9 protein-coding genes are annotated in these 15697 nt (G+C 32.5%); 6 read left to right on the forward strand and 3 right to left on the reverse strand.

Features of this window, described 5'->3' with window-relative positions:
- Nucleotides 1-3: 3 nt before the first annotated feature.
- Entirely contained in the window at nt 4-3033 is a 3030-nt protein-coding gene (sbcC, locus tag AA076_RS06795; protein WP_000803169.1) for an exonuclease subunit SbcC, read from the forward strand.
- Between the two features lie 70 nt (nt 3034-3103).
- Here sbcC and mscL read toward each other — a convergent pair whose 3' ends face one another.
- Nucleotides 3104-3466: a large conductance mechanosensitive channel protein MscL gene (gene mscL, locus AA076_RS06800; protein ID WP_000910489.1), complete on the reverse strand. Its 363-nt coding sequence runs from the start codon at nt 3464-3466 to the stop codon at nt 3104-3106.
- A 203-nt stretch (nt 3467-3669) separates the two neighbouring features.
- Here mscL and AA076_RS06805 point away from each other — a divergent pair, with 203 nt between their 5' ends.
- The 3 genes from AA076_RS06805 to menI all read left to right on the forward strand — a co-directional run bounded on the left by AA076_RS06805 (nt 3670) and on the right by menI (nt 9560).
- The gene (locus AA076_RS06805; RefSeq protein ID WP_001088978.1) at nt 3670-5316 is read left to right on the forward strand and encodes a BCCT family transporter; all 1647 of its coding nucleotides are present in this window, start codon (nt 3670-3672) and stop codon (nt 5314-5316) included.
- An 891-nt stretch (nt 5317-6207) separates the two neighbouring features.
- On the forward strand, nt 6208-8913 hold the full coding sequence (acnA, locus tag AA076_RS06810) for an aconitate hydratase AcnA (RefSeq protein ID WP_000729744.1): 2706 nt from the start codon (nt 6208-6210) through the stop codon (nt 8911-8913).
- A 179-nt stretch (nt 8914-9092) separates the two neighbouring features.
- Nucleotides 9093-9560: a 1,4-dihydroxy-2-naphthoyl-CoA hydrolase MenI gene (gene menI, locus AA076_RS06815; RefSeq protein WP_000640487.1), complete on the forward strand. Its 468-nt coding sequence runs from the start codon at nt 9093-9095 to the stop codon at nt 9558-9560.
- Between the two features lie 206 nt (nt 9561-9766).
- Here menI and AA076_RS06820 read toward each other — a convergent pair whose 3' ends face one another.
- The gene (locus tag AA076_RS06820) at nt 9767-10063 is read right to left on the reverse strand and encodes a HesB/YadR/YfhF family protein (RefSeq protein ID WP_001165377.1); all 297 of its coding nucleotides are present in this window, start codon (nt 10061-10063) and stop codon (nt 9767-9769) included.
- A 375-nt stretch (nt 10064-10438) separates the two neighbouring features.
- Nucleotides 10439-11047, reverse strand: a complete 609-nt coding sequence (plsY, locus tag AA076_RS06825; RefSeq protein WP_000972781.1) for a glycerol-3-phosphate 1-O-acyltransferase PlsY — start codon at nt 11045-11047, stop codon at nt 10439-10441.
- A gap of 205 nt (nt 11048-11252) precedes the next feature.
- On the opposite strand from plsY, the gene parE reads away from it, so the two are divergent.
- Both parE and parC read left to right on the forward strand, forming a co-directional pair.
- A complete protein-coding gene (gene parE / locus AA076_RS06830; RefSeq protein ID WP_025175364.1) occupies nt 11253-13244 on the forward strand; it encodes a DNA topoisomerase IV subunit B in 1992 nt (663 codons plus the stop codon).
- The gene (parC, locus tag AA076_RS06835) at nt 13244-15646 is read left to right on the forward strand and encodes a DNA topoisomerase IV subunit A (RefSeq protein WP_001289569.1); all 2403 of its coding nucleotides are present in this window, start codon (nt 13244-13246) and stop codon (nt 15644-15646) included. Before parE ends, parC begins: the two co-directional genes overlap by 1 nt.
- Nucleotides 15647-15697: the final 51 nt, after the last annotated feature.

Genomic DNA, 15697 nt, shown 5'->3' on the forward strand with positions numbered 1-15697 from the left:
TGAATGAAACCATTACATTTAAAGTTGAATAATTTCGGCCCCTTTTTAAAAGAAGAAATTGATTTTTCTAAAATTGATAATAATGAATTGTTTTTAATAAGTGGTAAGACTGGATCGGGTAAAACAATGATTTTTGATGCAATGACTTATGCCTTGTTTGGTAAAGCATCAACTGAACAAAGAGAAGAAAATGATTTGAGAAGTCATTTCGCTGATGGTAAACAGCCGATGTCAGTAACATTTGAATTTCAATTAAATCATCGAATTTATAAAGTGCATAGACAAGGCCCTTATATCAAAGAAGGTAATACAACAAAAACGAACGCTAAATTTGATGTATTTGAGATGGTGGATGGCAAGTATGAAATTAGAGAAAGTAAAGTAATTTCAGGTACCCAATTCATTATTGAATTATTAGGAGTAAATGCAGATCAATTCCGACAATTGTTTATTTTGCCTCAAGGTGAATTCAAACGCTTTTTAATATCAAACAGTCGTGAAAAGCAAGGGATATTAAGAACACTGTTTGACAGTGAAAAATTTGAAGCTATACGAGAAATATTAAAAGAAGAAGTAAAAAAAGAAAAAGCTCAAATCGAGAATAGATATCAACAAATTGACCTTTTATGGCAAGAAATTGAATCATTTGATGATGACAATATAAAAGGCTTATTAGAGGTTGCCACTCAACAGATAGACAAATTGATTGAAAATATACCACTTTTACAAGCTAGGTCGAAAGAAATACTAGCATCTGTAAATGAAAGTAAAGAAACTGCTATTAAAGAATTTGAAATAATAGAAAAGAAAACATTAGAAAATAATATATTAAAAGATAATATTAATCAACTCAACAAAAATAAAATTGATTTCGTTCAATTGAACGAACAACAACCTGAAATAGAGGGAATTGAAGCTAAGTTAAAGTTGTTACAAGATATTACAAACCTATTGAATTATATTGAAAATAGAGAAAAAATTGAAACTAAAATTGCTAATAGCAAAAAAGATATTTCTAAAACCAATAATAAAATATTGAATCTTGATTGTGATAAGCGAAACATAGACAAAGAGAAAAAAATGTTAGAAGAAAATGGAGATTTAATTGAAAGTAAAATCTCTTTTATTGATAAAACTAGAGTATTATTTAACGATATTAATAAGTATCAACAAAGTTATCTCAATATTGAACGCTTGAGAACTGAGGGTGAACAATTAGGTGATGAATTAAATGATCTAATTAAAGGTTTAGAAACGGTCGAAGATTCAATAGGTAATAACCAAAGTGATTACGAGAAAATTATCGAACTAAATAATACGATAACGAACATAAATAATGAAATTAATATAATTAAAGAAAATGAAAAAGCTAAAGCTGAATTAGATAAACTATTAGGTAGTAAGCAAGAGTTAGAGAATCAAATTAATGAAGAAACATCTATATTGAAGAATCTCGAAATAAAATTAGATCGCTACGATAAAACAAAATTGGACTTAAATGATAAAGAAAGCTTTATAAGTGAAATTAAATCTGCTGTAAATATTGGAGATCAATGTCCGATATGTGGTAATGAAATTCAGGATTTAGGGCATCATATTGATTTTGACAGTATTGCTAAACGTCAAAATGAAATTAAAGAAATTGAAGCAAATATCCACGCTATAAAATCGAATATTGCTGTGCATAATTCTGAAATTAAATTTGTTAATGAAAAAATATCGAATATTAATATTAAAACGCAAAGTGATTTTTCACTTGAAGTATTGAATAAGCGTCTGCTAGAAAATGAAAATGCATTGAATAATCAAAGAGATCTTAATAAATTTATAGAACAAATGAAAGAAGAAAAAGATAATCTAACGTTGCAAATTCATAATAAACAATTGCGTCTAAATAAAAATGAATCTGAGTTGAAATTATGTCGAGATCTCATCACTGAATTTGAAACACTCTCGAAATATAATAATATCACTAATTTTGAGGTGGATTATAAGAAGTATGTTCAAGATGTGAATCAGCATCAAGAACTCTCAAAGGAGATTGAAGATAAGTTAATGCAATTGTCTCAAAGAAAGTTAATTGAGCAAAATAATCTAAATCATTATGAAAATCAACTAGAAACTTACAATAATGACTTAGAATTGAATGAACAGTCTATTGAAATGGAAATGTCGAGGCTGAATTTAACTGATGACAATGATATAGATGAAATAATAGCCTGGAGGGGCGAGCAAGAGGAATTAGAGCAGAAAAGGGATACTTATAAAAAACGTTATCATGAATTTGAAATGGAAATAGCTAGGTTAGAATCATTAACTAAGGATAAAGAGTTATTGGACTCTGATAAATTAAAAGATGAATATGAGCTAAAAAAAGGAAAGATGAATACACTGATAGATGAATACTCTGCTGTTCATTATCAATGTCAAAATAATATTAATAAAACACAATCTATAGTTTCGCATATTAATTACTTAAATCAAGAATTAAAGGATCAACAAGAAATATTTCAATTGGCTGAAATTGTCAGTGGTAAGAATAACAAAAATCTTACATTGGAAAACTTTGTCTTAATTTACTATTTAGATCAAATTATTGCTCAAGCAAATCTGAGATTAGCAACAATGTCAGATAATCGATACCAACTAATTAGGCGAGAAGCGGTTTCTCATGGTCTTAGTGGCCTAGAAATTGATGTATTTGATTTGCATTCAAATAAGTCTAGACATATTAGCTCGTTATCAGGTGGAGAAACTTTCCAATCGTCGCTTGCATTAGCTTTAGGGTTAAGCGAAATTGTACAGCAGCAATCAGGAGGTATTTCACTAGAATCAATATTTATTGATGAAGGATTCGGTACATTAGATCAAGAAACGCTTGAAACAGCGTTAGACACTTTATTAAATCTTAAATCAACTGGTAGAATGGTTGGGATTATTTCACATGTGAGCGAATTGAAAAATAGAATACCTTTAGTTTTAGAAGTGAAATCAGATCAATATCAGAGTTCAACAAGATTCAAAAGAAATTAAAACATAAAAAATAGAGATGGTACTTTGGAATGTATAGAACAACCTTAGCCCATCTCTTTTTATTTAAAAATTATTTTTTCTCACGTAATAAATCTCTGATTTCAGTTAATAACACAACATTTTCTTCCACAACTGCTTCTTCTTCGGCTTCTTCTTTCTTCATTAATGTATTTGCAATCTTAACAAAGATGAATAAAGCAAACGCGATGATAATAAAGTCGATAACAGATTGGATAAATAAACCGTATTTAATACCCCAGAATGACCATTCTTTAGCAAAATCAACTGATCCGAAAATTTTACCAATTAATGGCATAATGATATTTTCTACTAATGAAGATATAATCTTGTTGAAAGCTGCACCCATCACAACAGCAATTGCTAAATCTAAGACGTTACCTTTTAAGGCGAACTCTTTGAATTCTTTTAACATTACACTCAACTTCTCTTTTTTAAATGTAACCTCAATTATACAACAAATAAAAAAATTAGAAAATAGATTATTCAAGAAAATTTGATTATCGCAAAGACCTTTGTTATCCTATAAAGGTGCGTGAGTTATTGAATAAAATGTTTAGATAATATTTTTATTCTACTACATAAAATTAAATATAGAATTGAAGGGAGTAATTAATTATGAATTCTTCTTCACCAGAGAATCCAAATGGAAAGAAGTATTCACCAGTCTTCATCTATAGTGCAATTGTTGTTGCTATAGTCGTATTACTTGGTGCATTTTTACCTGAACAATTCAACTATGTTACCAATAATATTAAAATGTGGATTACAGAAAAGTTAGGTTGGTATTATCTTATTCTTACTACGATTATCGTGTTCTTCTGTATATTCCTTATTTTTAGTCCTATTGGAAAACTTAAACTAGGTAAACCAAATGACAAACCTGAGTTTAATACAATTTCATGGTTTGCTATGTTGTTTAGTGCTGGTATGGGGATAGGTTTGGTGTTTTATGGTGCAGCTGAACCGATGGCGCACTTTGCTACGCCACCTACAGCAGATCCCAAAACTACTGAAGCTTATACTGAAGCTCTACGTTCAACATTTTTCCATTGGGGATTCCATGCTTGGGCTGTTTATGGTGTTGTTGCGTTAGCGTTGGCATATTCGCAATTCCGTAAAGGTGAACCAGGTTTATTATCTAGAACTTTACGTCCTCTTTTAGGTGATAAAGTAGAAGGTCCTATTGGGATTTTTATTGACGTTTTATCTGTATTTGCGACAATCGTTGGGGTAGCCGTTTCGTTAGGTATGGGTGCTCTACAAATTAATGGTGGTTTACATTACTTGTTCAATGTTCCAAACAATACGTTTGTACAAGCGATTATCATCATTGTTGTTACTATCTTATTTATAGCAAGTGCATGGTCTGGATTAAGTAAAGGTATTCAATACTTAAGTAACTTGAACATTGGTTTAGGTACTATTTTAATGGTAGCTGCTTTAATTGTTGGACCAACTGTTCTTATTTTAAATATGTTAACTAGCTCTACGGGTAGTTTACTAAACACATTCTTGTTTAATAGTTTTGATACAGCAGCTTTAAATCCTCAAAAACGTGAATGGATGTCTTCATGGACACTTTATTACTGGGGTTGGTGGTTAAGTTGGAGTCCATTCGTTGGAGTGTTTATTGCACGAGTTTCAAAAGGACGTTCAATTAGAGAGTTCATTTCTGGTGTCTTGCTAGTTCCAGCAATTGTTAGTTTTGTTTGGTTTAGTGTCTTTGGTGTATTAGGCATCGAGACAGGTAAGAAACACAAAGAAATTTTTGATATGACTCCTGAAACACAGCTATTTGGAGTGTTTAATCATGTGCCATTTGGCATTGTTTTATCGTTGATTGCATTATTATTAATTGCATCATTCTTTATTACATCTGCTGACTCAGCAACATTTGTATTAGGAATGCAAACAACATTTGGTTCATTAAATCCATCTAGTATGGTAAAAGTTGTTTGGGGAATTTCACAGGCCTTAATAGCATTTGTACTTTTATTAGCTGGTGGCGGTAACGGCGCTGAAGCTTTAAATGCGATTCAAAGTGCTGCAATTATAAGTGCATTCCCATTCTCCTTTGTCGTCATACTCATGATGGTAAGTTTCTACAAGGATGCGAACCAGGAACGTAAATTCCTAGGTTTAACATTGACTCCGAATAAACATCGCTTACAAGAATATATCAAGAGTCAACAAGAAGATTATGAATCTGACATTCTTGAAAAGCGTCAGTCACGTAGAAATATAGAGAAAAAAGATAACTAATAAAGTTTAGTTAAGTATTTTAATAACAAGTAGTATGTCATTCTAGTAGCTAGAACAGATATACTACTTGTTTGTTTTTGTGGAAAATTGAGTATATTCAAAAGGATAAGAACGAGAATTTCGTTATTAAACTACGAATTCTCGATTTTTTTATATTTTAAGATAGGTTTATTTCTGAAAACTTAATAGAAAGGGGTTTGACAAAGCTAAAGTGAAGTTTGACGGTATAAACGCAAATTAAATATACTTTTATAGAAAATTAACTCAGGCTGGGACATAAATCAATATTCTATGCTCTACGAAGTTATATTGGCAGTAGTTGACTGAACGAAAATGCGCTTGTAACAAGCTTTTTTCAATTCTAGTCAGGGGCCCCAACACAGAGAATTTCGAAAAGAAATTCTACAGGCAATGCGAGTTGGGGTGAGGGCCCCAACACAGAAGCTGACGAAAAGTCAGCTTACAATAATGTGCAAGTTGGGGATGGGCCCCAACAAAGAGAAATTGGATTCCCAATTTCTACAGACAATGCAAGTTGGGGTGGGACGACGAAATAAATTTTGCGAAAATATCATTTCTGTCCCACTCCCATCAAAAGAATGACATTGAAAAAAATATTAAAGTTTGGTGCCATAATTTTCTTTCTGCTCAATGAAATAATACGTTTAAAAATTGAATTGAATCATTCGCGAAATTGATAATTATTCTCAATTAATAAAAAATACTTATTACACCTTACCTGTATGATAAGTTTTGCTTATATACTCTGATTAAAAAGTCAAAACCTAAATTAAGCGTTTTCTAAGCATGATGAGTTGTTTATCAATAAATATAATAATACAATTTAATCAAGGCATATAAATATAAAAATGTATCAAGGGGGATCATTAAATGGCTGCAAATTTTAAAGAGCAATCAAAAAAACATTTTGACTTGAATGGCCAAAGTTATACTTACTATGATTTAAAAGCTGTAGAAGAGCAAGGTATTACTAAAGTTTCCAATTTACCTTATTCAATTCGTGTTTTGTTAGAATCTTTACTTCGTCAAGAAGATGATTTTGTAATTACAGACGATCATATTAAAGCTTTAAGTCAGTTTGGAAAAGATGGAAATGAAGGCGAGGTACCATTTAAACCTTCTCGTGTTATTTTACAAGATTTCACAGGTGTACCAGCCGTAGTTGATTTAGCTTCTTTACGTAAAGCAATGGATGACGTTGGGGGAGATATTACTAAAATTAATCCAGAAGTACCGGTGGATTTAGTTATTGACCACTCAGTTCAAGTGGATAGCTATGCAAATCCAGAAGCTCTTGAACGTAATATGAAATTAGAATTTGAACGTAACTATGAACGTTATCAGTTTTTAAATTGGGCAACGAAAGCATTTGATAATTACAATGCAGTTCCTCCTGCAACTGGAATAGTTCACCAAGTTAACTTAGAATATTTAGCAAGTGTTGTACATGTTCGTGATGTAGATGGTGAAAAAACTGCATTTCCAGATACATTAGTTGGTACTGATTCACATACAACAATGATAAATGGTATTGGCGTACTAGGATGGGGTGTTGGTGGTATTGAAGCTGAAGCTGGAATGCTTGGACAACCTTCTTATTTCCCAATTCCAGAGGTTATTGGTGTACGACTAGTAAATTCATTACCACAAGGCGCAACAGCAACTGATTTAGCGTTAAGAGTAACTCAAGAGCTACGTAAAAAAGGTGTTGTTGGTAAATTTGTGGAGTTCTTTGGTCCAGGTGTACAACATTTACCACTAGCAGACCGTGCTACAATTGCAAACATGGCACCAGAGTATGGAGCAACTTGCGGATTCTTCCCAGTTGATGATGAATCTCTTAAATATATGAAGTTAACTGGTAGATCAGACGAACATATCGCGCTAGTAAAAGAATATTTGAAACAAAACCATATGTTCTTTGATGTTGAGAAAGAAGATCCTAATTATACAGATGTTATCGAATTGGATTTATCAACAGTTGAAGCATCGCTTTCAGGACCAAAACGTCCTCAAGATTTAATTTTCTTAAGTGATATGAAATCATCATTTGAAAATTCTGTAACAGCTCCAGCAGGCAACCAAGGACACGGTTTAGATAAAAGTGAATTTGATAAGAAAGCTGAAATTAACTTTAAAGATGGATCAAAAGCTACAATGAAAACAGGTGATATTGCAATAGCAGCAATTACATCATGTACAAATACATCTAACCCTTATGTAATGTTAGGTGCAGGTTTAGTTGCTAAAAAAGCAGTTGAAAAAGGCTTGAAAGTTCCTGAATACGTTAAAACTTCTCTAGCACCAGGATCAAAAGTTGTTACCGGATATTTAAGAGATGCTGGCTTACAACCTTATTTAGATGATTTAGGCTTCAACTTGGTTGGTTATGGATGTACAACTTGTATCGGTAATTCAGGTCCTTTATTACCAGAAATTGAAAAAGCGATTGCTGATGAGGACCTATTAGTGACATCTGTATTATCTGGTAACCGTAACTTTGAAGGTCGTATCCATCCTCTTGTTAAAGCCAATTACCTAGCTTCACCACAGTTAGTTGTTGCTTATGCATTAGCTGGAACGGTTGATATTGATTTACAAAATGAACCTATTGGTAAAGGTAATGACGGTGAAGATGTATATTTGAAAGATATTTGGCCATCAATTAAAGAAGTTTCAGATACCGTTGATAGTGTTGTAACACCTGAATTATTTATTGAAGAATATAATAACGTATACAATAACAACGAATTATGGAATGAGATTGATGTAACTGATCAACCTCTATATGACTTTGATCCTAATTCAACATACATTCAAAATCCATCATTCTTCCAAGGATTATCTAAAGAACCGGGTACGATTGTTCCATTAAATGGTTTACGTGTTATGGGTAAATTCGGTGATTCTGTGACAACTGACCACATCTCTCCAGCAGGTGCAATTGGTAAAGATACGCCAGCTGGTAAATATTTACAAGATCATCAAGTGCCTATTCGTGAATTTAATTCATATGGTTCAAGACGTGGTAATCACGAAGTAATGGTTCGAGGTACGTTTGCTAATATACGTATTAAAAACCAATTAGCGCCAGGTACTGAAGGTGGTTTTACAACTTATTGGCCAACAAATGAAGTAATGCCTATCTTTGATGCTGCAATGAAATATAAAGAAGATGGTACAGGTTTAGTTGTATTAGCTGGTAACGATTATGGTATGGGTTCATCTCGTGACTGGGCAGCAAAAGGTACAAACTTATTAGGTGTTAAAACAGTTATTGCACAAAGTTATGAACGTATCCATCGTTCAAATTTAGTTATGATGGGTGTATTACCATTAGAGTTTAAAAAAGGTGAATCAGCTGATTCTCTTGGTCTAGATGGTACAGAAGAAATTTCTGTTAATATTGATGAAAATGTTCAACCACATGACTACGTCAAAGTTACTGCTAAGAAGCAAGATGGTGATTTGGTAGAATTTGACGCTATGGTTCGTTTTGACTCACTTGTTGAAATGGATTACTATCGTCACGGTGGAATTTTACAAATGGTTTTAAGAAATAAATTAGCGCAATAAAAAATAGATATCACAGTAAAATTTTAATCGGTATTTGAGGCACTTTGATAGTGCTCAAAAATACTTCTATAAACTTTATGATATAATAGGTCGGTTCAAAACCTTTGTGTTCTTGGCCGGCCTCTTCTTGTATTTTATGTTAGAATGAGATATAAAGTTAAACTGAAAGAAGGCTTAAAATGATATATAGTATTACAGAAATAGAAGCGCGTTATGCTGAAACTGATAAGATGGGTGTAATTTATCACGGGAATTATGCAACTTGGTTTGAAGTTGCGCGGTTGGATTATATATCGAAGTTAGGTTTTAGTTATGCTGATATGGAAAAACAAGGAATCATTTCACCTGTGACTGACCTCAATGTCAATTATAAAAAGTCTATTTTTTATCCAGAAAAAGTTAAAGTTAAAACTTGGGTTGAAAAATATTCGAGATTACGTTCAGTGTATAAATATGAGATTTTTAATGAAAAAGGTGAACTTGCAACTACAGGTTCCACAGAATTGATTTGCATTAAAGAAGATACTTTTAAGCCTATACGGTTGGATCGTTATTTCCCAGATTGGCATGAAGCTTATAGTAAAGTGCAAACGCTCAATAATGAAGGGAAAACAGTAGAGATAATGGATGGTATTGATTCTTTATAAGTTACTGTAAATGTTTGGAGAGGCAATATTAACAATTAATCTATAAAAAATAGCCAATACGTTAACATTAATGTAATTAGCGTGAAGATAAGCTAATATATAGCAAAAACGAACTTGTTCATACAACATCAGATGTGCTAAACCAAAGTACAACTTCCGAGGTTCAGGACACATCAGAATGTGTAAACAAGTTCGTTTTATTTTAGTTATTTTGTGGAATAAGAAATTTCATCTTCGTGATCAACTACATTTACAATAATGTGGTCATCTTCAAAGTACCACAAATCTTTTTCCGCTACGACAACATTTAAATCGTCATATTGTTGTTCATAGCCAATATCAACATCTTCCTTTGGTTCAACTGTAAAAGCAGGACTAAATCCTTGCTTGAGTTGGAATTCGCCACCATATCTTACAAAAAACACGAGCACTTTATTATTTTCAGGCAACTCAAGTTCATTTTTAAACCAAGTTACTGCTGCATCAGTAAGTTCTATTTGCATAACAATGACCTCCTATATTTATTACAGAATGGGAGTGGGCCAACTTGTATTATTTGTGGAATTTCTTATCGAAATTCTCTGTGTTGGAGCCCACCCCAACCTGCTCATTATTGTAAGCTGAATTTCCATAAGCTTCTATGTTGGGACCCCCGACCAGAATTGAAAAAACCTAGTTATAAGCGCATTTTGTTCGGTTAACTACAGCTAATATAACATTGTGGAGCCTATGACATTGATTTATGTCTCGGTCTCAAATGTTCTTGTAAAAAAACTAAGTATAGTTGAATTTTAAGTTAAAAAAATTGTTTTTGCAAAAATAAAATAATCCATCAACTGCAAAAAAATATGCAATGATGGACTAATGTCAAAAAATTGTTACATCCATTTTATTTTAGGTTCTTCGCCTCTAAAAATCCTTGCGATATTAGAGCGATGTCTAATTATCAATATGATTGAAACTAAGAAACTAACGACTAATAAAATATAGTCTTGAATGATAAGCGAGCCAATCACACAGCAAATTGCTGCAACGATACTTGCTAAAGAAACATATTTAAAAATCTTCAATACAATAAAGAAGATAATTGCAAGTATTAGTAAAAGTATCGGATTGACTCCCAAGACGACACCTGCACTAGTTGCAACAGCTTTGCCACCTTGGAATTTTAAATAAACAGGATAAACGTGTCCAAGTATAGCGAATAAGCCAACAATTAAACCATTTGTAAAAAAAGTACTAATAGGGCCATCTGCGTGAACTTGTAACCATAAAGGGAAGAAAACAGTTATGAACCCTTTGAAAATATCTAGAAATGTTACCAAGAATCCTGCAGGACGACCTAATACTCTAAAGCTATTAGTAGCGCCAGTATTACCACTACCAAATTGTCTAATATCTTTTTTGAAAAATAATTTTCCAATTACGAATCCACTTGGGAAAGCGCCGATAAGATAACTTAGTAGTAACATGACGATTATCATCATAAATATTACACATCCTTTAATATCTTAGGACTATTTTATCATATTCATTTAAATTACGGCTAAAAATTTTAAAAACGGGGATTAATATATGGAATTAAGCTATGAAAGTTAATTGATACTTGCATTTTACGCTGATTTATATAAGAATAACTATTGTATAGTTTTAAAAACGAACGTACGTTTGCAGGAGGCGAAATCATTGGCAATGAATAAACAAAATAATTATTCAGATGATTCAATACAGGTTTTAGAGGGGTTAGAAGCAGTTCGTAAAAGACCTGGTATGTATATTGGATCAACTGATAAACGGGGATTACATCATCTAGTATATGAAATTGTCGATAACTCCGTCGATGAAGTATTGAATGGTTACGGTAACGAAATAGATGTAACAATTAATAAAGATGGTAGTATTTCTATAGAAGATAATGGACGTGGTATGCCAACAGGTATACATAAATCAGGTAAACCGACAGTCGAAGTTATCTTTACTGTTTTACATGCAGGAGGTAAATTTGGACAAGGCGGCTATAAAACTTCAGGTGGTCTTCACGGTGTTGGTGCTTCAGTTGTAAATGCATTGAGTGAATGGCTTGAAGTTGAAATCCATCGAGATGGTAATATATATCATCAAAGTTTTAAAAACGGTGGTTCGCCATCTTCTGGTTTAGTGAAAAAAGGTAAAACTAAGAAAACAGGTACCAAAGTAACATTTAAACCTGATGACACAATTTTTAAAGCATCTACATCATTTAATTTTGATGTTTTAAGTGAACGACTACAAGAGTCTGCGTTCTTATTGAAAAATTTAAAAATAACGCTTAATGATTTACGCAGTGGTAAAGAGCGTCAAGAGCATTACCATTATGAAGAAGGAATCAAAGAGTTTGTTAGTTATGTCAATGAAGGAAAAGAAGTTTTGCATGACGTGGCTACATTTTCAGGTGAAGCAAATGGTATAGAGGTAGACGTAGCTTTCCAATATAATGATCAATATTCAGAAAGTATTTTAAGTTTTGTAAATAATGTACGTACTAAAGATGGTGGTACACATGAAGTTGGTTTTAAAACAGCAATGACACGTGTATTTAATGATTATGCACGTCGTATTAATGAACTTAAAACAAAAGATAAAAACTTAGATGGTAATGATATTCGTGAAGGTTTAACAGCTGTTGTGTCTGTTCGTATTCCAGAAGAATTATTGCAATTTGAAGGACAAACGAAATCTAAATTGGGTACTTCTGAAGCTAGAAGTGCTGTTGATTCAGTTGTTGCAGACAAATTGCCATTCTATTTAGAAGAAAAAGGACAATTGTCTAAATCACTTGTGAAAAAAGCGATTAAAGCACAACAAGCAAGGGAAGCTGCACGTAAAGCTCGTGAAGATGCTCGTTCAGGTAAGAAAAACAAGCGTAAAGACACTTTGCTATCTGGTAAATTAACACCTGCACAAAGTAAAAACACTGAAAAAAATGAATTGTATTTAGTCGAAGGTGATTCTGCGGGAGGTTCAGGAAAACTTGGACGAGACCGCAAATTCCAAGCGATATTACCATTACGTGGTAAGGTAATTAATACAGAGAAAGCACGTCTAGAAGATATTTTTAAAAATGAAGAAATTAATACAATTATCCACACAATCGGGGCAGGCGTTGGTACTGACTTTAAAATTGAAGATAGTAATTATAATCGTGTAATTATTATGACTGATGCTGATACTGATGGTGCGCATATTCAAGTGCTATTGTTAACATTCTTCTTCAAATATATGAAACCGCTTGTTCAAGCAGGTCGTGTATTTATTGCTTTACCTCCACTTTATAAATTGGAAAAAGGTAAAGGCAAAACAAAGCGAGTTGAATACGCTTGGACAGACGAAGAGCTTAATAAATTGCAAAAAGAACTTGGTAAAGGCTTCACGTTACAACGTTACAAAGGTTTGGGTGAAATGAACCCTGAACAATTATGGGAAACGACGATGAACCCAGAAACACGAACTTTAATTCGTGTACAAGTTGAAGATGAAGTGCGTTCATCTAAACGTGTAACAACATTAATGGGTGACAAAGTACAACCTAGACGTGAATGGATTGAAAAGCATGTTGAGTTTGGTATGCAAGAGGACCAAAGTATTTTAGATAATTCTGAAGTACAAGTGCTTGAAAATGATCAATTTGATGAGGAGGAAATCTAGTGAGTGAAATAATTCAAGATTTATCACTTGAAGATGTTTTAGGTGATCGCTTTGGAAGATATAGTAAATATATTATTCAAGAGCGTGCATTGCCAGATGTTCGTGATGGTTTAAAACCAGTACAACGTCGTATTTTATATGCAATGTATTCAAGTGGTAATACACACGATAAAAATTTCCGTAAAAGTGCGAAAACAGTCGGTGATGTTATTGGTCAATATCATCCACATGGAGACTCCTCAGTGTACGAAGCAATGGTCCGTTTAAGTCAAGACTGGAAGTTACGACATGTCTTAATAGAAATGCATGGTAATAATGGTAGTATCGATAATGATCCGCCAGCGGCAATGCGTTACACTGAAGCTAAGTTAAGCTTACTAGCTGAAGAGTTATTACGTGATATTAATAAAGAGACAGTTTCTTTCATTCCAAACTATGATGATACGACACTCGAACCAATGGTATTGCCATCAAGATTTCCTAACTTACTAGTGAATGGTTCTACAGGTATATCTGCAGGTTACGCGACAGATATACCACCACATAATTTAGCTGAAGTGATTCAAGCAACACTTAAATATATTGATAATCCGGATATTACAGTCAATCAATTAATGAAATATATTAAAGGTCCTGATTTTCCAACTGGTGGTATTATTCAAGGTATTGATGGTATTAAAAAAGCTTATGAATCAGGTAAAGGTAGAATTATAGTTCGTTCTAAAGTTGAAGAAGAAACTTTACGCAATGGACGTAAACAGTTAATTATTACTGAAATTCCATATGAAGTGAACAAAAGTAGCTTAGTAAAACGTATCGATGAATTACGTGCTGACAAAAAAGTCGATGGTATCGTTGAAGTACGTGATGAAACTGATAGAACTGGTTTACGAATAGCAATTGAATTGAAAAAAGATGTGAACAGTGAATCAATCAAAAATTATCTTTATAAAAACTCTGATTTACAGATTTCATATAATTTCAACATGGTCGCTATTAGTGATGGTCGTCCAAAATTGATGGGTATTCGTCAAATTATAGATAGTTATTTGAATCACCAAATTGAGGTTGTTGCAAATAGAACGAAGTTTGAATTAGATAATGCAGAAAAACGTATGCATATCGTTGAAGGTTTGATTAAAGCGTTGTCAATTTTAGATAAAGTAATCGAATTGATTCGTAGCTCTAAAAACAAGCGTGACGCTAAAGAAAACCTTATCGAAGTATACGAGTTCACAGAAGAACAGGCTGAAGCAATTGTAATGTTACAGTTATATCGTTTAACAAATACTGACATAGTTGCGCTTGAAGGTGAACATAAAGAACTTGAAGCATTAATCAAACAATTACGTCATATTCTTGATAACCATGATGCATTATTGAATGTCATAAAAGAAGAATTGAATGAAATTAAAAAGAAATTCAAATCTGAACGACTGTCTTTAATTGAAGCAGAAATTGAAGAAATTAAAATTGACAAAGAAGTTATGGTGCCTAGTGAAGAAGTTATTTTAAGTATGACACGTCATGGATATATTAAACGTACTTCTATTCGTAGCTTTAATGCTAGCGGTGTTGAAGATATTGGTTTAAAAGATGGTGACAGTTTACTTAAACATCAAGAAGTAAATACGCAAGATACCGTACTAGTATTTACAAATAAAGGTCGTTATCTATTTATACCGGTTCATAAATTAGCAGATATTCGTTGGAAAGAATTGGGACAACATGTATCACAAATAGTTCCTATCGAAGAAGATGAAGTGGTTATTAATGTCTTTAATGAAAAGGACTTTAATACAGATGCATTTTATGTTTTTGCGACTCAAAATGGCATGATTAAGAAAAGTACAGTGCCTCTATTTAAAACAACGCGTTTTAATAAACCTTTAATTGCTACTAAAGTTAAAGAAAATGATGATTTGATTAGTGTTATGCGCTTTGAAAAAGATCAATTAATTACCGTCATTACTAATAAAGGTATGTCATTAACGTATAATACAAGTGAACTATCAGATACCGGATTAAGGGCAGCTGGTGTTAAATCAATAAATCTTAAAGCTGAAGATTTCGTTGTTATGACAGAAGGTGTTTCTGAAAATGATACTATATTGATGGCCACACAACGCGGCTCGTTAAAACGTATTAGTTTTAAAATCTTACAAGTTGCTAAAAGAGCACAACGTGGAATAACTTTATTAAAAGAATTAAAGAAAAATCCACATCGTATTGTAGCTGCACATGTAGTGACAGGTGAACATAGTCAATATACATTATATTCAAAATCAAATGAAGAACATGGTTTAATTAATGATATTCATAAATCTGAACAATATACAAATGGCTCATTCATTGTAGATACAGATGATTTTGGTGAAGTAATAGACATGTATATTAGCTAAAAACTATATGCAATCACGAAATTAAATGATAAAATACAGTAATGTTAAATT

Origin of the sequence: Staphylococcus aureus (assembly GCF_001027105.1) — a bacterium.
GTDB lineage: Bacteria > Bacillota > Bacilli > Staphylococcales > Staphylococcaceae > Staphylococcus > Staphylococcus aureus.